Here is a 22,196-nt window from a genome sequence, read left to right on the forward strand (position 1 = left end):
ATCTATCTGAGGAAATAATTGACCGATTATTTGAATGTATTTGGCAAACTATCAAACCTCAGGTTCCACAAGCCTCTCAGGCTCTTCAGGTTTCAAAAAATGCATCAAGACCCAATGATGATGTGACCTCATTATCTCCTGTGGTTTCGTCTAGTCCTAAAACAGCAACTACTTCTGGGAGTTTTTTAATATAAATACTCCAAGAGACCTAAAAACTGATCCAAATATTAGTTTTCTATTCGGTACCCATGATAACAATGAAGAACTTCGAAAAAAAAATTTGATATTAATTACCTACTGGAGAGTTACCTAGAAAAAAGAAAAGCTGTGTTTGATTCCTCTGGGAAAACAAAAGAATATTTTTATGGAAGCTTCTTATCTATCTTTCAAAAAAGTTTTACACAAAAAAAAGACGCGGTTAATGCTTTAAAATCCGCGTTAAATGGAGAGAAGGTTGATTTAAGTGAACATTTATCAACCTTAAGAAACGGTAATTTGGGAAAAGAACTTCGAGTATTCATTAAATCGGGACGGGGTAAAGCTCTGGTTGGAAAAGACGTGACTACTGTGAGTGGCTTTGTGCAGGCTCTTCAAGAGAAAAACTCTAATCAAGTAAAACTTGCTTAATTACTCCAAAGCGCTTACCACGTAGAGTGAGAGTAAGTTTCTCTTATTTTTGGTCTCTTTATTTACCCCCAGAAATTGGGGGTAAATAAAGAGACCGAAGAAGTATTATTTAATACTGAATCCTCTAGAGGAAGAGGGGGTAGGCAAAGTGTAAAACAATTTTTATGCTCATTATCGCCGGTAGCAAGTTGACCATCAAGATTAGTTCCTGTAGCAGCAATAATGAGCTTTCCTTACAAGTCACGACCATAAAAAAAAGTATTTTCACCACTTATTTTAACACCCTCTATTGACTGCAGATTTGTAGGAAGCGGACAGAGAACAAAGCAATTTTTAATATTATAATCACCGGTACCCAGTTGACCGTACCAATTATTTCCCGTAGCAGCAATAATGGGTTGTCCTTGCTGATTGCGGCCATATAAGACTGCATAAAAAGCGCTTTTTTTAATTCCATTTACAGACTGTAGATTTTTAGGAAGTAGTCTTTCATGATGATTTATACTAGAATTTCCTACAGCAGCAATAATGGGTTTTCCTTGCCAATCACGCCCATAAAGAAAAACACTCCATCCTATTTTAACTTTATCCACATGCAGCAATCTTTCAGGTAGTGGGCAATCAGTAAAAAAATCATCGTCTATTCGCATGGATCAAATGTCCCATATGAATAAATTAATTTTAAATTGTTAGTATTTGATTTGGTTTTTCTAACATCTCATTTTCAGCAATTTTTGCGTGTTCTTTCTTATCTCTAAAAAAGGATGATTTATCCAAATTAAAGAATCCCTTAGCTATCACTTCAATATTGGCAATTTGTATTTCAATAGTTAAATCAATCAAGATCTCACGCCAGTCTCTATGTTTATCTAATTCAGAGCGTTCTTCTGCAATTACATCAGTACACGTCATGTTAAATTTCTGATCATCTTCATCTTTTTGCAAGATTTTAAAAGCATTAACTAAAGTTGAATGAATAGCCATGGCACTAATATAAGCATTGGTATGACCATCTTTTTGCAATTGTTGAGCCTTAAACTCGAGTTTATCCAATTCATTATAAAATGAACTTACTAAATCGACACTTTTTCTTGAAGCTCTGGATTTTATATCTATTTGATACTTTTTAGCTGGGGAATTAACAGTTTCCGAACTAAACAGCGTAACATCAATGTCTTCACCCCCAGTTACGTTAAGTTTAGGTATAGAGTTAATTTGACTTCCTAGTACTACATAAGTTCCCATGTGAGAAGTAACTCCTTTGAAATAAATATTATCCATATTAAAGATATTCTTTGTTGAAAATTCATGTGGATCATGCCCATGAACAAAATAGAGTGAATATCCCTTGTGTTTTTCATCTCTTTTTAAGATATCGTAACGACGATTCCATATTAAAAAGGTTACTGGATCATTTTTATAGCTCCGAGGATTTGCATGATTCACTGGTAAAGTATGAACTGTTTTTGCTTTTACATGGTTAACAAAAACCGAATTAATGGCTTCAATAAGTTGGGCTAATTCTTCTGCTGTATCGTCTTTATAAACGACCCCCTCTCTTTTAAATTTTTGTGCCAATGCTTGAATTGTTTCTAATCCAATGCCTGCGTGACTGTAAAGTGTAATACTAGTGTTATGTAACGAATAAGAAATTAATTTTAAATTCGGTAAATAACATTCGTTAACTAAAGTGTCTACTTCTTCTTTGGTGATTACACCTTGTTCAATAAGGGTTTGCATATTATCCATGGATTTAGATATTCCATAATTAGCAAAATGGGATGAATGTAATTTTCTTTTATTTTCGAAAGGAATTAAGAACTCAATACCGTGATTTGACAATATTATTTCAATTTGAACCTCAGATTTTTTGAGTTTATTAAGAATTTTGAATATAAAATAATCATTTTGCCCACGATCACAGATTTCGTCTCCCATTAGTCGAATCAATGGTTTTTCATCAATTTCTAACTCTTCTATAATTCCATTAAATTTTTCAATATCACATTTTTCTAATTGTTCCTTAAGGTATATATCCTTTAATTGGTTATATTGTTCATCACTAATTTTAACAACGCCACTAGAAACTAAAAAATGCATCAAAAACATTGCATTAGCATGTAGATCGCCTAGGGTAAGCTGAGTTGCATTGATTAGTTCAGCTGTTGGGCATTTATAGATATCTACATCATATTTTTCGGTTTTAGAATGAGTCATTTGTCACCTTTAATTAATGTTAGGCATTACCTACTATAGGAATGTTATATTAAGAAAATATTATAATAACTTTCTGTTATAAAATTTTTCGGAGTTGTTATAAAAAACTCTTTGAGATTATCAAATTTTTAAGAACAATGGAGAAAAAAAATGGCTATTTGGTTTAAAAAAATTTCTATAGAAGATCTTAATCAAGTTGGGAAAAATACCCTGTCTGAATTTCTGGGTATTCAATTTACAAAAGTGGGAGAGGATTTTTTAACTGCAACCATGCCTGTGAATGATAGAACCAAACAGCCTATAGGTATTCTTCATGGGGGTGCTAATATGGTATTAGCCGAAACAGTTGCTAGTACCGCGGCAAATGCAGTCATTGATTTAAGTCATTTTTATTGTGTTGGTTTGGAAATCAATGCTAACCATATTCGCTCGGTTGAAGAAGGTTTAGTTATCGCAACAACCTCACCAATTCATATAGGTCGAACAACTCAGGTTTGGCAAATTAATATTTTTAATGAAACGGGTAAACGAACTTGCGTTTCGAGAATGACTGCTGCGGTGATCACTCGATAAAACGCAATTAAGAAAGAGGGCTTTTTTACCCCATTAAATTCATAATCTAATAAGTAACGGTCAGTGTTAATGGATCTGTATCGTTTCCAGACATTACATTTTGAGAAAAAAGAAAAGTATAAATACACTTCAATTTTCGTTAATTCTTTGTAAGTGGATAACTTATTAGCTACAGAAGGGGAGAAGTCTATAGGTTCGCATTATTCAGATGTGTATACCGATTGTCAATAAGTAACTTTCTATGTTATAAAATAGCAGCAGATAGCGGTACTAGTTTTGCATGTCAAGGAATAATTAAAAAATATCAAACATTACCATTCATAAAAAATATGATGCTAACTTTAATTAAGGACTTATAGGATGCAAAGTAAAGGATTAAATAAATACTATAAACGACTCTTATCATTAACCTATCTTCCCGTCGGAATATTATTAACGGCTACTTCAAACGTACAAGCCACTGATGTTAGCACACAAGCCGAGCTTGATGCGGCGGTTGCCAGTCAAGCCAATCCTATCAATATTATTGCCGGTAACCTAGAGTTACTAGGTGCTCAGACTTTTGCTATAGATACAGATCTTAGCGTTGCTGCCGGCGCCAGTCTTTCAGTAGCCAACACGACACAGATAATTGGATCGCTCAGTGGCCAAGGTACTATATTTGCGGGAACCCAATTGCTTGTAGCCGGTGTGAATAACACCGATACCGTCTTTTCTGGAATAATTTCGCTCACTGCACCCTCCTTTGATAATCCACACGGAGAATTTGCCAAAATAGGTACTGGTACCATGACTATTGATAATGCAACTATATCAATGGGCGCAGCCTTCATTGCTGAAGGGGCAATGGCGCAAACAAGTGGGACGACCATAGTCGATTATCTTGGCGTAGGCGAAGGCACAGGTGCTGTTGGTGCACTCAATGTCTCAGGCGGTACCATAACGTTCGGAACATCTTTGCAAGTTGGTAACTTCAGGGGGCAGGGAGTGGTCAACCAAACGGGTGGCAACGTGATGGTTATTCCTACTTGTGGAAGCCCCGCTAACTGCTCGTCCTTAAATATTGGCAACCAAGGTGGAACCGGAGTGTATAATATCAGTGGTGGTCAACTTACTCTCTCTGGCCTCATTAATACTCTGGGACGAAGTACAGGCACTAATCCTGGCAGTACAGGTACACTAAACATTAGTGGCGGATTAGTAGATGTGATAAATGGCGCCAATCTCATCATTGGTTTTGGCAATGCTTCCGCTACTGAGCCTCAATCACTTGGAATAATCAATCAAACAGGCGGGACTTTGTACATTGACAACAGCTCATTTCTTTTTCTTACCGGCCAAAGCAGTAGTATGGGCATCTATAATCTGAATGGCGGTACACTTGAAATTGGCGGTGGTAGCCTGCGGGCTGGCTTCAACATTAGTAACCTAAATTATCAGTTCAATCTTGGTGGTGGCACTATTCAGGTGATTGGAGCATCGTTAGCGAGTAGTGTGGATGCCACATTGATGCCTGGTACCGTTTCGACTATCGATACTAATGGACTTAATGCAACATGGGGCGGAATACTATCAGGAGGTGGTGGCTTTGCAAAGAATGGCGCTGGCACGTTCACACTTAATGGAACCAGTAATTATTCAGGTACGACTTCAGTCAATGCAGGAACATTTCAGGCAAATGCTGTCAATGTCCTTTCACCTAACAGCGCATTTACGATTGCAAGCGGAGCAACACTTGATCTCAACAATTTCAACAATACGATCGCTTCGTTCGCAGGAGCTGGCAATATCACAGTAGGCTCAGCTACCTTAACGAGCGGCAATAATAATAGTTCAACGACCTTTTCAGGGATTATCAGCGGAACGGGTGGACTGATCAAAAACGGCGATGGTATTTTAACTCTCACAGGTGACAGTGCTTCCTTTACTGGAGCAACTCAGGTCAATAACGGTATCTTAGTGCTTAATAACACCTTGGGTGGTAATTTAAATATGGCTGCTTCTACCACGCTTCAAGGAAACGGTGCGTCAGGGAGTCCAGGGAGTACAGCTATCATCAATGGTCATATTCAACCTGGAGATTCTTCTGTTGGAACGTTGACCTTTAATGGCAATTATATACAAACAGCAGGTTCTGTCTATGAAATGGAAGTTGTCGCTAACCAATACAATTTTATTCACGTACTTGGAAGTGCCACTCTTAATAATTCCGCGCAAATCAGTTTGCTTAACGGTAGCGGTCCCTTTTCTGTTAATACGACGGTCTCCATTTTACACGCAGAAGAGGGTGTAACTGGTCAATACAATCCCTCCATCTTAGAAATAAACCGGCCATTCCTGGATTTAGTATTATCTTATGGCCCAAATGATGTTTACCTCTCGGTTCTTCGTAATTCCACAAGCTTTAACAGCTTTGTCATTACTCCAAATCAAATTGCCGTGGCCAATGCCATCGACAGTTTAGCTGTTTTAGCTCCACAAAGTCCTCTCTACAGTGCTGTTGCTAATCTCACCAGCCCCCAGCAAGTACAAGCTGCTTTCAATAGTTTATCAGGTCAAATTCATGCTGCTGCTCACGGTGCTTATGTGGAGGAAAGTCGCTATATTCGCGATGCTGTTTTGAATCGTTTATATAATTTAGACAATGAGTCACCTGCATCATCAGGTAATAACACTCATCGGTGGATTGACTCAGATCTTTCAGGTAATAACACTCATTGGTGGGGTGACTCAAGTCTTTCAGATAATAACACTCATGGGTGGAGCAATTCAGGTCTTTGGATGGAAGGTTATGGTACATGGGGAGAAATAGGCACTCCTTCTAGCAACACGGCCTCTCTTAATCGAAGCAATCGAGGTTTGTTTATTGGCACTGATGCGCTGTTACTAAAACAATGGCGGGCAGGGATCGTTAGCGGTTTTGGTGAAACCAACTTAAGTATGCGGGCCTTAAGTTCTAATGGTAATAGCGACAATGCTTATATTGGCTTTTATACCAGTACACAAGCGGAAAAACTAACAGGATACCTTGGGGTTACCTATGCTTGGCATCACTTAAATACCAAGCGCTTCGTGGTATTTCCCGGCGTGGCAGATATACTCCATTCCACCTATCAGGCACCTGTCACGCAAGTTTTTGGCGAAGTGGGATATGATCTATTTTCCCATTCAAATTACAACTTCAAACCTTTTGTGCAAATTGCTTATGTCGATGCTAATAATGAGTTTTTCAATGAATCCGGCGGTATCAGCGCTCTAACAGGTTTTAAAACTAGTGAGGATGTTCTATATTCTGTTACGGGGGTAAGACTAAATACCCACTTGGGAGATGTAAGACAAGTCGCTTGGCAAGCTCGTGCTTTAGTTGGCTGGCAGTATGCTTATCGCGCCATTAACCCCATTTCCGCTTTCTCTTTCATTGGCAGTAGCCCCTTTTTCATCACTGGCGTCCCTATTGCTAGAAATGCTGCTCTTATCGATGCTGCCATTGATGCAGGCACTTACAATGATAATTTGCACTTTACTTTAGGGTACTTAGGCCAGCTTAGTAATAAAGTTCAAGACAACGGCCTGCAAGGCTCTATTAGTTGGAGATTTGCTTAATACTAGAAAGTTTTGATTATTTATGCCTTGATACTACTATAACTGGCTATTGAACGTATTTTAAAATTGACCGCATTTCTTTAGGTGCGGTCGCAAAAGTAATTTCAGATGCGAAACAGAAAAGTGAATCGAACTTATCAATAAGTTACGTGTTTTAAACCATTAAGAGTTGTTATAACATACCTTCGATGGTACTAGGGTGGGACTCGAACCCACACGCAATGCTTTGATTTTATTGGTTTAAAATAATGAGGACTCGAAATTTACCTAAGATATTACCCAACTATGTATGTGAAAGCGTATTTGAATGATTGCGAAAAGATACGAACTAATAAATAATAGTCGCTAGGGTTAAATCAATCTTATTACCTCTTGAGTTATTTCTTACCAGTTTAAACTCTAAAAAAAATGAAGTGAATACAACGAAGAGCTTATGGCTTTCGTAATTTTGAAAATTACAGAACTTGTGTTAGGGTGCTGTGTTGTTAAATGGTGAGTGCACCCGTAATTGGGAAAGACCCTTATAAACTATCTCAATGGTACCTAGGGTGGGACTCGAACCCACACGGTGTCACCACCACCGGATTTTGAATCCGGCGCGTCTACCAATTCCGCCACCCAGGCACACAGGTGGCCATTATAACAAAGAAATAGATTCTCACAATGGATTTTGCTATATAATTTTTAAAAACAGAGGGCCAAAGAATGCTTTTTACAAATACATATCAAATTTTTATTTCGGGATTAATGTTCGCAATTGCAGGAGGGGTAAGTTATGCTACTCATTGTCCTGATGCGCAAACTACTTCATTACAATGGGGTGAGGTACCGTCACCATGGATAGTGAGTCCTTACTCTTCTCAACCGCAAGGTGATGATAATACTCGTTTTATTCGTGCTAACATTTTAGTTGCTGGATATGGGCGGGGGGTCACCTGTACTTATCAAAATTCAGCAGGCATATATACAATTTGGTGGAGCGTACTCACTAAAATTCCTTCACGTATGGATTATCATTGGATAGATACCTTAGGTGGTTTTGTTTGTACACAGGGTGTCGAAGAATGTCAGTTTTCTGTAGCTGTTTCTAATAATTCGTAAAATTATCCGGTGCCTCGTTATTATTTGATATTCGGATTGACTAGGCACTCAAGATTTATTACTTGATTTAAATTTTGTCTTCAGTAATATCAATCATCATTTGTAATGACTTTTTCGCATTATCGATAACCCATTGCTGATCATTTACTGGCAGTCTGTTTCTAGTTCCTGTGAACTCATTAACTACATCCCCAGCTTTTACCTCATTGTAAGGCATGGCTTTTCCTTGTCGTAATAAATCTACTAAAGCGACTAAATGAGGAGGATCATTACGGGACATAGTAGCACAACCACAGCCTATTCCTTTTTCCTCTTTAGTTTTGGGTACTTCGGCTAAATTTACTACCTCAATACCTAAATTTTTACAATATTGTTTTAGGTTTTCCACCATATGATTTTCAGTACCAATGGCATAACGTTTTGTTTTGCCACGATCATGCACCACGTAATCCCAAATGAAGGCAGTAGAACCAGAGTGTTGAGCTACGCGAATCACAGAATTGCGGCATTCAGGATGCACAATCGTAGTATAGGATTTACTATGCCAATAGTCACACATTTCCGGTTGATAATGAGTATGCACCGCGCATTGGCTTGCAAATAGAATTAATTCTGCATCATCAAATTGTTTTATGGTTTTTTTATCTTGTAGTAACAAAGAGTAATGTGCGCCAGCCGTTCCTCCTGGCCAATAAGCAAGATTTTTTATTCCTAACCAATAGGCAACATTTTCCCCCATATGTTGATCGGGAATAAAAAGAATTTTTTTATTTTGTTTTTGTGCCCATTGAAATATTTTTTTCACATTAGAACTAGTACAAACAGCACCCCCTTGGGCACCGGTCATGGCTTTAACACGTCCCGAAGTATTCATATAACAAACAGGTAAAATATTCTCACTACCATAACGTTCATTCAGATCAAGAAAAGCGGGTTCGACCATAAAATCTTTAGCCAACATTTCCATAGTACAACCTGATTTAGGATTGGTAATATAAACATGTTGGTGACCTTGGGCCAAGATGCTGATGGACTCAGCCATAAAATGAACAGCGGATTCAATAATGACTGATTTTTCGGGATGTTCAGCCGCTTTCAAGGCTAGTTGATAGGAGTCGCCAATAATGCCGCCGAATTGTTCTACTAAGCGGACAATGTCTCCTCCCATATAGTAGTGAGCCAATAGCATTAATTGATCACCAAAATGATCTTGAGCCTTTTTTAAATACGGCGTCATCCAAGCCAGTACTGTAGTAAGTTTACGGTCTGGTAAGGCTTGGTACTCTTGGGCATAGGAAATAAATTCCTCCTGATACCAATCTATAGGGTAATCACTTTGACAAATACTCATGTCATTACTGATGTGCATTATTGTTGTTTCAGGAGTATAAGTCATTGAATTTTTGAACATTTATTCTACCTCTAACTGGTTTTCATTTCACGTCAGTGAACTGTCTGTCCATCCTACCTTGGTAATGCTTTCCTGAGCTTGAGCTTTTTTATTTGGATAATCTTCTCGAAAGTGGCCACCACGAGACTCTCGTCTTGATAATGCTGCTCTTACAATTAATTCAGCATTGAGAATGATATTTCTTAACTCAATAAAATCTCTGGTAATACTATGCTTCCAATAATATTCTTCAACTATTTTTTTTCTCTTCATTATTAATTGTAGTAGATCTTGAAGCCCTGCTTCAGTGCGGATAATACCTGCATAAGAAGTCATTTCACCTCTTAATCCACGCCATTGCGCATTGATTTGACTGGCACGTCGAGTATTAACTTCACTTGGAGCGCTCCAGTTAGGAATAGAATCGGTAAATTTCCAAGGAGACGAGATGTCTTTTAATGTACAGTATGCCGCATTTGAACCCATCACTAAGGTTTCAAGTAAGGAATTACTGGCTAAACGGTTGGCCCCATGTAATCCTGTAAACGCAACTTCACCAATAGCGTATAAACGTTTCAAATCGGTACGTCCATCAATATCGGTAAGGACTCCTCCACATTGATAATGGGCGGCGGGGACAACAGGGATCATATCTTGGCTCATATCAATGCCAACAGATAAAAGTGTGATATAAATTTGTGGGAAACGTTTTTTTAGAAAACTTTTAGGTTGATGGGTAATGTCGAGATAAACAAAACCCATTTGACTGCGTTCAATCTCGTTGAAAATAGCCCGCGCAACCACATCTCGGGTTGCCAGTTCCATTTGTTCTGGCGCATAATCTTGCATAAAACGGAAACCAGTCTCGGCATTTTTAAGAAGAGCACCCTCTCCGCGAACTGCTTCAGAAATAAGAAAATTATTTAATGAATGGTGATGTAATAGAGTAGGGTGGAATTGATAGAACTCCATATTACCAACTCTAGCTCCGGCACGATAAGCCATTGCTACTCCATCTCCAGTAGCAACCATAGGGTTAGTGGTGTATCTATATGTTTTACCAGCTCCTCCAGTAGCCAGGATAACGCAATTTGCCAAAAAGGTGTGGATGAGGTTATGTTGACAATCTAAAATGTAGGCTCCTAAAATTTCACCTTGAATGTCTGTTTGATGAGGCTGGTAATGTGTAATTAAGTTAATGGCCACATGGTGTTCAAAATAATGAATTTGCTCTTGTTGTCTCGCTAAGTAGTTCATCGTTTGTGTTATTGATAAACCTGTTTGATCCCCGCAATTGAAAATACGTCGGTGAGAATGTCCACCTTCTTGAGCAAGGTTGTGTGCACCATTTTTTTCTTTTTTAAATTGAACAGAATAGTGACTCAGTTGTTTGATGATTTCTGGACCTTGTCCGATAATAAATTCTACTGCGGGTAGATAGCAAAGACCATCTCCTGCGCGAAGAGTATCAGACACATGGGAACTGATGGAATCGTCGGCTAAAGATACCGCAGCAATTCCCCCTTGAGCATAACGACTATTACATTCAATCGCTTCAGTTTTGCTAATTAAGGCAATTTTTAAATGAGGTTGCAGATTCAGTAATTGCAAACAATATTGTAATCCCGCTAACCCTGTACCTATAACAAGAACATCGAACTCATAAGTTCGACCTTGTTGTGATAGGGTATCTTTCATGAAAAAGCCTTGACGAGTTGAGCAGCTAATCCCGTATAATTTTCAGGAGTCAAATGAGCCAGTTGTTCTTTGGCTTTTTCAGGAATAGATAAGTTTTGAATAAATTGTTGAAGGCTATTACCATCAATTCCTTGCCCACGAGTTAAGGTTTTTAATTGCTCATATGCATCGGGCACGTTATAACGACGCATCATCGTTTGTATGGCTTCCGCTAACACTTCCCAGTTTGTTTTTAAATCATCTTGCAAAGCACGCTTGTTAATTTGTAGCTTGTCATTACCTTTAGCTAAAGAAAGATAAGCGATTAAACTGTAAGAAAATGCCATGCCAATGTTACGTAGTACGGTAGAATCGGATAAATCGCGTTGCAAACGAGATTGTGTCAGTTTATTGGCAAAATGAATGAATAACGCATTAGCTAATCCTAAATTACCTTCTGCATTTTCAAAATCAATTGGATTAACTTTGTGTGGCATGGTGGAAGAGCCTACTTCTTCTGCTATGGTTTTTTGTTTAAAGTAGCCAAGAGAAATATAACTCCATATGTCTTGAGTGTAATCCAGCAAAATATTATTAATGCGTACCATAATTTGGGATACTTCAGCCAAGCCATCATGTGGTTCAATCTGGGTGGTATAAGCATTAAAAGAAAGCCCTAAGGAGGTAACAAAGTGAGAACAATGTTTGCGCCAATTTACTTCTGGATAAGCGATCACATGGGCATTATAATTGCCGACTGCACCATTGAATTTACCTGGAATCAATACTTCGGCAAGTTGCTGTTGTGGTCTTTTGAGACGAGCAACAAAATTAACCAGTTCTTTACCCATGGTTGTAGGGGTGGCAGGTTGGCCATGAGTTCTTGCTAACATAGCAATATCGCCGTGTTGTTTACCGAGCAGGGTAATACCGCCCATAATTTCAGCCAAAGTAGGTTGTATGACTTGTGCAATTGCTTGTTTGATCATTAAAGCGTAAGCCAAATTATTAATGTCTTCTGAAGTACAGGCAAAATGAATAAATGCAGTTACTGCGTTTAGGCTGGCATTATGTTGAAATTTATTTTTTAGATAATATTCAATGGCCTTAACATCATGGTTTGTTTGTCGTTCAAAGTCTTTGATTTTTTGCGCTTCTGCTTCATCAAAATTGGTAATAATGTTATTTAAAAAATCTTTGGCTTCCTGATTCAGCTTAGGAACTTCAGGAATGGAAGTATTAGCTGCTAACGATTCAAGCCAGCGAATTTCAACCATTAATCGATAATATATTAATGCAAACTCGCTAAAATAAGGACTCAATGCCCGTGTTTTATTGATGTAGCGCCCGTCTATAGGAGAGATGGCGTTTAAAGGAGTAAGAGTCATATAATAACTTGCCCAAATAATAAAGTACCTATGATATTAGATGCGAGCCAAGATGTGAATTAAAGTAAGAAATTTTATCTACATGAGAATGTTTTTTAGATTAATTTTTATTCTAAATGGATAATTTATGTCAAATAATTTCCTTTGCTCTAATAGAACCCCCATCTTTATAAACTAATTGCTTTAAAATAGGATATTTTTTTAATCCATATGCGTATAATAACATCACTACTTACTCGGCGGTAAACTTTTTATGAACACCATTCTTGAATCTTATCAGGCAGGTCTATTTCAAAAGAAATATTGGCTACAGAACATCGTCTCAGGCATCATTGTCGGAGTGGTTGCATTGCCCTTAGCTATGGCTTTTGCAATCGCTTCGGGAGTTAAACCGGAACAAGGGTTATATACAGCAATCATTGCTGGGTTAATTGTTTCGGTCATGGGTGGGAGTCGATTGCAAATTGCTGGCCCTACAGGGGCATTTATTGTCGTTCTTGCAGGGATTACCGCAAAATATGGAATTTCTGGTTTACAGATTTCCACTGTCTTGGCTGGCTTTATGCTGTTGTTTTTTGGTCTTGCTCGTTTAGGCAGTATTATTAAATTTATTCCAGCTCCAGTTATTGTTGGTTTTACCGCCGGTATTGCTGTAGTCATTTGGGTGGGGCAGTGGCATTATTTTTTTGGTTTTCCCTCTGGTGGTAGTGGTCATTTTCATGAAAAATTAGTATTTCTAATCCAGTCATTTCCTCAGCTTAATCCAACTACCACTACTTTGGGTTTACTTGCTTTATTTCTCGTTATTTTTTCTAATAAAATTTCTGGTTTAAAACGTGTGCCAGGGCCATTGGTTGCCTTAGTGGTTATTACTAGTTTGCAAAGTATTGTTCATTTTGAGGGCGTTGCTACCATCGGCTCGATGTTTGGCGGGATTCCTCAGGGTTTACCTGATTTTCAAATCCCAAATATAACAGTAGACCGTGTGATGGAATTAATAGGGCCTGCATTTACTATTGCAATGCTAGGAGCAATTGAATCGCTTTTATCCGCTGTAGTTGCTGATGGGATGACAGGTACAAAACATAATTCTAATCGCGAACTAATAGGCCAGGGAATTGCTAATATTTTTACGCCTTTATTTGGTGGTTTTGCAGCAACAGGGGCTATTGCGCGTACGGCAACTAATATTCGTAATGGTGGTAATAGTCCTTTAGCAGGTATTATTCATGTCCTTACTCTTGTTTTAATTATTCTCTTTTTTGCACCTTTAGCAGTCAACGTTCCTCTTACCACACTGGCAGCAATATTGTTTGTGGTTGCTTGGAACATGAGTGAGGTAAAGCATTTCATTAAGTTAATGTGCTGTGGTCCAAAAGTTGATGTAGTTATTCTCTTGGTAACCTTTTTTCTTACAGTGTTTGTTGATTTGGTCATTGCGGTCAATGTGGGTGTGATTATTGCTATAATGCATTTTATAAGACGTATGGCTTCCAGTGTGGAAGTACAGGAGATGTCAGAGCAACAATTAGTACACGAATTAGCGCAACAAAATATAGAGTCTTTACCTGAAGGACTCTTGGTTTATTCTGTAGACGGGCCATTTTTCTTTGCGGCTTCCGAAGTTTTTCAGCACGCTTTGGCTGTAACCCATACTGATCCTAAAATATTAATTATCAGAATGCGTTGGGTACCATTCATAGATGCTACCGGATTACAAACACTGGAAGAAATTATTGACGATTTACAGCAACGCACTATACGCGTTATTTTATGTGGTTCCAATTCACGTGTAGAAGGTAAGTTACGCAGAGCAGGTATTGTGAAACTCATTGGAGAGTCTAATTTTTATAAGGATTTTTCTCGGGCTCTTTCTGCGGCAACTAAAGATCTAATTCCAATAGCTTCATAATTTAAGTAGAATGACTATCATTTCATGGAGTATGAGGTAGTTATGGCAGTCAAAACACATATTATTGATTTAGCACATCTTGGCATGGGCGATCTGGAGCAGGTTGGTGGTAAAAATGCTTCTCTTGGTGAGATGATTAGTCATTTATCTTCAGCTGGAGTCGCTGTTCCTGGGGGTTTTGCCACCACAGCAGATTCGTTCAGAGAGTTTTTAGCACAAGATGGTCTTGATAAAAAAATCTATGAAAAATTATCTACCTTAAATACAGATGACGTATATCAATTAGCTGCGGTGGGTAAGAGAATTAGAGAAATGGTTATTAATATGCCGTTTACACCGCAATTTGTGAAAGAAGTACGGTCTGCTTATAAAAAAATGGCCCAATCTATTGGGCATGACACATTTAGTGTAGCAGTTCGTTCTTCTGCAACTGCAGAAGATTTGCCTGATGCCTCTTTTGCCGGACAGCAAGAAACTTTTTTAAATGTGAAGGGGGCTGACGCAGTCTTAGACTCAATTAAATATGTTTTTGCTTCATTATTTAACGATAGAGCAATTGCTTATCGTACCCACCACAAGTTTGAACATCATAATGTCGCTTTGTCAGCGGGAATTCAACAAATGGTTCGTAGTGATCTGGCGGTTAGTGGCGTAATGTTTACTATAGATACTGAATCCGGTTTTGATGAGGTGATTTTTATTACATCTTCCTATGGCTTGGGAGAAATGGTTGTCCAAGGTGCTGTAAATCCAGATGAGTTTTATGTGCATAAACCAGGCTTAAGAGCAGGAAAACCGGCAATTATACGCCAAAATCTTGGTAGTAAGGCACTCAAAATGGTTTATTGTAATGATTCTGCGCAAAATCGTCGTGTTAAAACAATAGATGTTGAGCTTGATAAACGATTATTATTTTCTTTAACTAAAGATGAAGTAGAGAGTTTGGCACGCCAGGCTTTAATTATTGAGAAACATTATGGTCGTCCAATGGACATTGAATGGGCTAAAGATGGCACAAATGGTAAATTATATATTCTACAAGCACGCCCAGAAACGGTTAAAAGTCGTGACAATAAACAAATATTAGAACGTTACACTTTGCAGAAAAAAGGTAACGTGTTAGCTGAAGGTCGCAGTATTGGCCAACGTATCGGCCAGGGTATAGCACGAATTATTAAAGATGTTAGCGAAATGGATCGGGTGAAACCAGGGGAGGTACTCGTTTCAGACATGACCGATCCTGATTGGGAACCAGTAATGAAACGTGCTGCTGCTATTGTCACCAATCGTGGTGGGAGAACGTGTCATGCCGCAATTATTGCCCGTGAATTGGGTATTCCTGCAGTGGTTGGTTGTGGAGATGCTACTAAAACCCTATGTGATGGCGATGAAGTAACTGTGAGTTGCGCTGAAGGAGATGCGGGTTTTGTTTATGCAGGATTATTGCCTTTTGAGCAAGTGCGTCTTGATGTAGAAACAATGCCGGAATTGCCCATGAAAGTGATGCTCAATGTGGGCAATCCTGAACGTGCTTTTACTTTTCGATCTATTCCTAACTCAGGGGTTGGTTTGGCACGTCTGGAATTTTTAATTTCTAACACCATAGGAATTCATCCACGCGCATTATTGGATTTTGATAGTCTGGATGATGAAGAGTTAAAGAAATTTATTCGCGAAAAAACAGCTGCTTATGATTCTCCGATCGAATTTTATATTGAACGCTTAAAAGAAGGAATCGCAACCATTGCGGCGGCTTTTTATCCCAAACCAGTAATTGTCCGTTTGTCGGATTTTAAATCAAATGAGTACGCCAACCTTATAGGAGGTTCTTTATATGAACCTCATGAAGAAAATCCTATGTTAGGTTTTAGAGGAGCATCTCGCTATGTTTCTCCTGAATTTGCGGAGTGTTTTGCTCTGGAATGTAACGCGGTAAGACGTGTTCGCGAAGAAATGGGGTTAAGCAATGTTGAATTAATGATTCCTTTTGTTAGAACAGTTTCCGAAGCGAGTAATGTTATTGAGGTTTTAAAGCAGCATGGTCTTGAACGCGGTAAACATGGATTACGCATAATCATGATGTGTGAACTGCCTTCTAATGCGTTGTTGGCTGAAAAGTTTTTAGAGTATTTTGATGGTTTTTCTATTGGCTCTAATGATTTAACTCAGTTAACTTTAGGTTTGGATAGAGATTCTGGACTGGTTGCTGCTCAATTTGACGAACGTGATGAAGCAGTGAAGATCTTATTGCATAAGGCGATTGTTGCGTGTAAAACAGCAGGTAAATACATCGGAATTTGTGGTCAAGGTCCTTCAGACCATCAGGATTTTGCTCAGTGGTTAATGAAAGAAGGTATTGACAGTGTTTCACTTAATCCAGATTCGGTATTAGGGACTTGTTTGTTTTTAGCAAAGCAATAGACTAAGTTTAATGGCAAAATGAGTTGCTACCCACAAGAGGGATAAACTATGCAGCATTTTAAATGGTGGTTGCTTTGGGTAGTATTGTGCCCTATGTGTGCATTTGCCTTTTCTGGTGCAAACCATGCCGATCAAACCAGCTTTGTCTTACTTAACGTCACTGCTATTTTTTTCTTTGCTATTCTTGGTCGCTATATTGCCAGATGTATGAATCAGCCCAGTGTTCTTGGTGAGTTAGTGATGGGCATGCTCCTTGGTAATCTACTTTACTATTTTGGATTTGAACTGATCGTCTTATTACGCGAAGGATCGGCAACATTTGATGTTATCAGTCAAATGCTGAAAAATGTTTCATTAACACAAGCGGTAACAACAATTATTCCTAATCCCGAATATGCACAACAAATCATCAATGCACTGAGTGGGCCGCATGGGGCTGACTATCTTAAAACAGCATATGTTGTTGATATTTTTTCTCGCTATGGTGTTATTTTTCTTTTATTCATGGTTGGCTTGGAAAGTTCCATAGAAGAATTAAAACACACAGGTCGAGATTCTTTTTTTGTTGCTGTGATTGGTGTTGTGGCACCCATGGTTTTAGGATTTGGCATGGCGCATTTATTGATGCCAGAGTCATCTTATCAAACAAATTTATTCATCGCAGCTACTTTGAGTGCAACCAGTATTGGAATTACTGCACGGGTGCTTACTGAAATGAAAAAATTACGCACTCGCGAGGCGAGAACAATCCTCGGGGCTGCAATGTTAGATGATGTTTTGGGTTTGATCCTATTAGCCGTGGTCAGTTCTGTTGTACTCAATGGTGCTGTGGATATTCTTGTTATCGCACGAATTATTGTTGCTTCATTGCTGTTTTTTATTGGTGCGCTATTTTTAGGTCCCCTTATTTTACGCAAATCGATTCATTTTTTTCGCTTCCTTGAACCTTGGGAAGCAAAGTTATTTGTTTCCTTTTTATTTATTATGTTTCTTTCTTGGTTAGCAGCATTTATTGAGTTAGCGACAATTATTGGTGCCTTTACCGCAGGTGTGATTATTCATGATGAATATTTTAAAGCACTTGAAACCAACCAAAAGACGCGTCGTACCATTTATCATTTATTATCGCCTTTGGAGTCCATCTTGGCACCTATGTTTTTTATTTTGATTGGGATTCAAGTAAAATTAGAAAGTTTTTTTCATTGGAAGGTAGTTGTTTTAGCCTTGGGTTTAATCGCGGCAGCGGTAATTGGAAAATTAATTAGTGGTTTTGGAGCTAATGCTAAAAATGATCGTTTGCTTATTGGTATAGGAATGTTGCCGCGAGGCGAAGTTGGGTTGGTTTTTGCTTCTATTGGTAGGACCCTAGGCGTGATTTCTGATGATTTATTTTCTGCCGTTGTTTTGATGGTAATGGTCACGACGTTTATTGCTCCCCCTTTATTAAAGGCACGGTATGCAGTGACGGAAAAAGGCATAATAAATGAATAAAATTTTAGTCCAGGCAAAAAATGATGTAGCACGTGCCTTAATGGAGGATGTGGGTCGTGGTGATGTTACTGCAGCTTTGTTGCCTAAACATCAAGTGGTTGAAGCAGAAATCATTTCACGTGAACCGATGCTTGTCTGTGGTCAGCCGTGGGTTAATGAAGTGTTTCAACAAGTTAGTACCGACATTCAGAGTACTTGGCTCACTGCGGAAGGGGAGTGGTTAGATAAACCGGCTGCTTTATGCCGTCTTCATGGTCCTGCGCGCAGTATTTTAACTGCAGAACGTACGGCATTAAATTTTTTACAAACTCTTTCAGCAACAGCAACGCAAACTTATCATTATGCGCAACAACTTAAAGGGACAAATACACGTTTATTAGATACACGAAAAACGATACCCGGATTACGCATTGCCCAAAAATATGCAGTGACCTGCGGAGGAGGAATGAATCATCGCATGGGGCTCTATGATGCATTTTTGATTAAAGAAAATCATATTAAAGCCTGTGGCTCCATAACACAGGCAATTGTTTTGGCAAAACAATTGCACAAGAATGTTTTTGTTGAGATCGAGGTTGAAACTCTAGATGAATTAAGAGAAGCTCTTGCTGCTGATCCTGATCGAATATTACTGGATAATTTCAATGAAGAGATGCTTGAAGAGGCGGTCAAAATAAATCAACCTACACACTGTGCTTTGGAAGTTTCGGGTGGAATTACTCTTAAAAATATTACTAATATAGCGCGATTAGGAGTTGATTTTATTTCAATAGGGGCGATTACTAAATCAATTCAGGCTATAGACTTAAGTTTATTGATTAGGAACATTTTATGAGTATGGATATTATTTTTACTGGTGGTGGAACAGCAGGTCATGTTGCACCAAACGTAGCATTAATTGATGAATTCAGCCAGAAGGGTTGGAAAATGCATTATGTTGGTTCCACCCAAGGTATTGAAAAAGAGATGATCATACCTCTTGGAATCCCATTTCATGCGATAAGCAGCGGTAAATTACGACGCTATATGAGCATTAAAAACTTAGTGGATCCTTTTAAAATCATTTTAGGGATTATACAATCTTTTTGGTTACTTCACCGGTTAAAACCCGATGTGGTTTTTTCAAAGGGTGGATTTGTAGCCTTTCCGGTAGTTGTTGGGGCATGGCTAAATCGTATTCCTGTTATTGCACATGAATCAGATATGACTCCTGGACTTGCTAATCGTTTATGTTTTCCTTTTGTTAATAAAATTTGTCTTACGTTTAATGCAAGTAGAAAACATTTCAAAAAACAAGATAAAATTGAAGTTACTGGCACGCCAATTCGTAAGCAATTATTTACTGGTAGCAGTACTAAAGGTCTTGAAATGTGTGGATTTAATGCAATGAAACCTTGTCTTCTTGTTATTGGGGGCAGTTTGGGTTCGGGTTCCATAAACCGCAGTATTCGAGAAGCATTGCCGCAGCTAACCAAAGATTATCAAGTCATTCATCTATGTGGGAAGGGGAAGGTAGATGCTTTATTTTCTGGTTTGGAGGGGTATAAACAATTTGAATATGCTAACGAAGAGTTAGCTGATTTATTTGCTGCTGCTTCTGTAGTGGTTTCACGCGCTGGGGCAAATTCCCTGTATGAAATTTTGGCTTTAGGTAAGCCACACATTTTAATTCCTTTATCCGCGCAAATCAGTCGTGGAGATCAAATTCAAAATGCCAGATATTTTCAAGAACTAGGTATCAGCATTGTTATTGATGACAGCTCTTTAAGTGCAGAAACTTTACTAAAGGCCCTAAATGATCTTGAGAAAAATCAGTATGAGATTGAGGAAAAAATCAAAGCATTAAAAATTAAATCTGCAACAGAAAAAATTATAGATATTATTGAGGAGCAAATTCATGTTCAATCCCCAAGCACTGTATGATTTTATCTGTCACCAATGGCAAGAAGAGATTCTTCCCAGTTTATGTGATTACATCAAAATCCCAAATAAATCTCCTCATTTTGATGCAAAATGGGAGGAGCATGGATTAATGGATCAGGCGGTAGAGCATATCGCCGATTGGTGTAAAGCTCATGCGCCGAAAGGAATGCAATTGGAAGTTATGCGATTACAAGGACGGACTCCTTTAATTTTTATGGAAGTTCCAGGGCAAATTAACGAAACTGTTTTAATGTATGGTCATTTAGATAAGCAACCTGAAATGTCGGGATGGGATGAAGATTTGCATCCATGGAACGCCGTCTTAAAAGAAGGGCGTTTATATGGTCGGGGGGGAGCAGATGATGGTTATTCTGCTTATGCTTCTTTAACTGCGATAAGAGCTTTGGAAGAGCAAGGTGTGCCTTATCCTCGTTGTGTATTGATTATCGAAGCTTGTGAAGAAAGTGGTAGTTATGATTTACCTTATTACATCAAATTACTAAAAGAGCGAATTGGTAAACTCAAGTTGGTTATTTGTCTTGATTCTGGGGCTGGTAATTATGAGCAGTTGTGGATGACAACTTCGTTACGCGGTAATGTGGTGGGTGAGTTGTCCGTTGAGCTAATTAGTGAAGGAGTGCATTCTGGGAATGCGAGCGGGATTGTTGCCGACAGTTTTAGAGTTGCCAGACAACTAATTAACCGTCTTGAAGATGAAGTTACTGGGGAAGTGAAATTAGCATCGCTCTATTGTGATATCCCTGAGGAGCGCAAAAAGCAGGCTCAACATTGTGCGAAAGCTTTAGGCAATCATGTTTACGATGAATTTCCTTGGCATGAGGGTGTCGAACCGCTAACTACCGATAAACAACAGTTAATTTTAAATAGAACCTGGCGTCCTGCGTTAACAGTGACTGGAGCTGATGGATTACCCCCTATAGCAAATGCAGGTAATGTAATGCGACCACGGACCTCCCTTAAACTTTCCATGCGTCTTCCTCCGTTAATAAATCCCAAAATTGCTGCTTCAGTAATACAGGATACGTTGACGCAAAAACCTCCTTATAATGCGCATGTGAATTTTAGCGTAGATGACGGGTCACAAGGATGGAATGCACCAAAACTATCTTCTTGGTTGCAAAAGGCTATAGAAGAGGCATCGCAAACTTATTATGGTAAACCAGCAGCATATATGGGGGAAGGTGGCACTATTCCTTTTATGGGAATGTTAGGAGAACAATTTCCTGATGCACAATTTATGATTACAGGTGTACTGGGTCCTCATTCTAATGCACATGGCCCAAATGAATTCTTGCATTTAGACATGGTTAAGAAGTTAACTGCAAGTGTTGCTTATGTGTTGCATAAGGCTGCAAATTCGTAATTGAAAAATAATTAAAAAAATTCTCGACAGTTTTAATAAATATTGGGATACTCTTCACAGCTCTGGAACGAGCTAGTCCAACAATTAGGAGAAATTTATGAAAACAACATTCATGGCCGCTGCATTAGTATTGGCTGTAACAACGTTTACTGTTCATGCGAGCAGCATCACCCCTCAAAAGGTTGTCAAAAAACAAACGGTTGGTTTATCAGATAAAATAAACCTCAACAAGGCAAATCTGTCATTACTTATAGGATCATTTAAAGGGATAGGTAAGAAACGTGCCGAAGCAATTATCGCTTATCGTGAAAGCCATCAGGGCTTTAAATCAATTGAAGAGCTTGCTGAAGTTAAAGGCATAGGCCAGCACTTTGTGGTGGCTAATCGTGAGAAATTAAACGAGATTTTTGCTATTCAATGAACTTAGTTAGGTTTTGAATTTTCACCTTTTTGATATATATAGGGGCTCATAAAGGGCCTCATATCATT

17 protein-coding genes and 1 tRNA gene are annotated in these 22,196 nt (G+C 38.5%); 12 read left to right on the top strand and 6 right to left on the bottom strand.

Annotation, left to right across the window (positions count from 1 at the left end):
- Both WA877_RS10290 and WA877_RS10295 read left to right on the top strand, forming a co-directional pair.
- A partial coding sequence (locus WA877_RS10290) for a hypothetical protein (protein WP_425170826.1) occupies window positions 1–194 on the top strand: 194 nt, incomplete at its 5' end.
- A gap of 133 nt (window positions 195–327) precedes the next feature.
- On the top strand, window positions 328–627 hold the full coding sequence (locus WA877_RS10295) for a hypothetical protein (RefSeq protein WP_425170827.1): 300 nt from the start codon (window positions 328–330) through the stop codon (window positions 625–627).
- Between the two features lie 233 nt (window positions 628–860).
- On the opposite strand, the gene WA877_RS10300 is transcribed toward WA877_RS10295, so the two are convergent.
- Window positions 861–1,277 carry a hypothetical protein gene (locus tag WA877_RS10300; RefSeq protein WP_425170828.1) on the bottom strand — a complete coding sequence of 139 codons (417 nt, stop codon included), beginning with the start codon at window positions 1,275–1,277 and terminating at the stop codon, window positions 861–863.
- A gap of 31 nt (window positions 1,278–1,308) precedes the next feature.
- The gene (gene wip / locus WA877_RS10305; RefSeq protein ID WP_425170829.1) at window positions 1,309–2,844 is read right to left on the bottom strand and encodes a Dot/Icm T4SS effector Wip; all 1,536 of its coding nucleotides are present in this window, start codon (window positions 2,842–2,844) and stop codon (window positions 1,309–1,311) included.
- Between the two features lie 150 nt (window positions 2,845–2,994).
- Between wip and WA877_RS10310 the strand changes: the two genes are divergently transcribed.
- The gene (locus WA877_RS10310) at window positions 2,995–3,417 is read left to right on the top strand and encodes a hotdog fold thioesterase (protein WP_425170830.1); all 423 of its coding nucleotides are present in this window, start codon (window positions 2,995–2,997) and stop codon (window positions 3,415–3,417) included.
- Window positions 3,418–3,777: 360 nt separating this feature from the next.
- On the top strand, window positions 3,778–7,020 hold the full coding sequence (locus WA877_RS10315) for an autotransporter outer membrane beta-barrel domain-containing protein (RefSeq protein ID WP_425170831.1): 3,243 nt from the start codon (window positions 3,778–3,780) through the stop codon (window positions 7,018–7,020).
- A 537-nt stretch (window positions 7,021–7,557) separates the two neighbouring features.
- On the opposite strand, the gene WA877_RS10320 is transcribed toward WA877_RS10315, so the two are convergent.
- Window positions 7,558–7,644: transfer RNA gene (locus tag WA877_RS10320), tRNA-Leu, on the bottom strand.
- Window positions 7,645–7,767: 123 nt separating this feature from the next.
- On the opposite strand from WA877_RS10320, the gene WA877_RS10325 reads away from it, so the two are divergent.
- Window positions 7,768–8,121: a DUF3757 domain-containing protein gene (locus WA877_RS10325; RefSeq protein ID WP_425170832.1), complete on the top strand. Its 354-nt coding sequence runs from the start codon at window positions 7,768–7,770 to the stop codon at window positions 8,119–8,121.
- 67 nt (window positions 8,122–8,188) lie between these two features.
- Here the strand turns inward: WA877_RS10325 and nadA are convergent, their stop codons facing one another.
- The 3 genes from nadA to purB are packed head-to-tail and all read right to left on the bottom strand — an operon-like array spanning window position 8,189 to window position 12,576.
- A complete protein-coding gene (gene nadA / locus WA877_RS10330; protein WP_425170833.1) occupies window positions 8,189–9,532 on the bottom strand; it encodes a quinolinate synthase NadA in 1,344 nt (447 codons plus the stop codon).
- Window positions 9,533–9,559: 27 nt separating this feature from the next.
- On the bottom strand, window positions 9,560–11,209 hold the full coding sequence (gene nadB / locus WA877_RS10335) for an L-aspartate oxidase (RefSeq protein WP_425170834.1): 1,650 nt from the start codon (window positions 11,207–11,209) through the stop codon (window positions 9,560–9,562).
- The gene (purB, locus tag WA877_RS10340; RefSeq protein WP_425170835.1) at window positions 11,206–12,576 is read right to left on the bottom strand and encodes an adenylosuccinate lyase; all 1,371 of its coding nucleotides are present in this window, start codon (window positions 12,574–12,576) and stop codon (window positions 11,206–11,208) included. Before purB ends, nadB begins: the two co-directional genes overlap by 4 nt.
- A 253-nt stretch (window positions 12,577–12,829) precedes the next feature.
- Here purB and WA877_RS10345 point away from each other — a divergent pair, with 253 nt between their 5' ends.
- The 7 genes from WA877_RS10345 (at window position 12,830) to WA877_RS10375 (ending at window position 22,128) form a co-directional block, all read left to right on the top strand.
- The gene (locus WA877_RS10345) at window positions 12,830–14,488 is read left to right on the top strand and encodes a SulP family inorganic anion transporter (RefSeq protein WP_425170836.1); all 1,659 of its coding nucleotides are present in this window, start codon (window positions 12,830–12,832) and stop codon (window positions 14,486–14,488) included.
- Between the two features lie 42 nt (window positions 14,489–14,530).
- Window positions 14,531–16,909, top strand: a complete 2,379-nt coding sequence (gene ppsA / locus WA877_RS10350) for a phosphoenolpyruvate synthase (RefSeq protein WP_425170837.1) — start codon at window positions 14,531–14,533, stop codon at window positions 16,907–16,909.
- A 48-nt stretch (window positions 16,910–16,957) separates the two neighbouring features.
- Entirely contained in the window at window positions 16,958–18,400 is a 1,443-nt protein-coding gene (locus WA877_RS10355; RefSeq protein WP_425170838.1) for a cation:proton antiporter, read from the top strand.
- Window positions 18,393–19,235, top strand: coding sequence for a carboxylating nicotinate-nucleotide diphosphorylase (gene nadC / locus WA877_RS10360; protein ID WP_425170839.1), 843 nt, complete (start codon window positions 18,393–18,395; stop codon window positions 19,233–19,235). The genes WA877_RS10355 and nadC overlap by 8 nt, the downstream gene beginning before the upstream one ends.
- Window positions 19,232–20,323: an undecaprenyldiphospho-muramoylpentapeptide beta-N-acetylglucosaminyltransferase gene (locus WA877_RS10365; RefSeq protein WP_425170840.1), complete on the top strand. Its 1,092-nt coding sequence runs from the start codon at window positions 19,232–19,234 to the stop codon at window positions 20,321–20,323. Before nadC ends, WA877_RS10365 begins: the two co-directional genes overlap by 4 nt.
- Window positions 20,298–21,707: a M20 family metallopeptidase gene (locus tag WA877_RS10370; RefSeq protein WP_425170841.1), complete on the top strand. Its 1,410-nt coding sequence runs from the start codon at window positions 20,298–20,300 to the stop codon at window positions 21,705–21,707. Before WA877_RS10365 ends, WA877_RS10370 begins: the two co-directional genes overlap by 26 nt.
- Before the next feature lie 97 nt (window positions 21,708–21,804).
- Entirely contained in the window at window positions 21,805–22,128 is a 324-nt protein-coding gene (locus WA877_RS10375; protein ID WP_425170842.1) for a ComEA family DNA-binding protein, read from the top strand.
- Window positions 22,129–22,196: the final 68 nt, after the last annotated feature.

Origin of the sequence: Legionella sp. (assembly GCF_049790535.1) — a bacterium.
Lineage (GTDB): Bacteria > Pseudomonadota > Gammaproteobacteria > Legionellales > Legionellaceae > Legionella.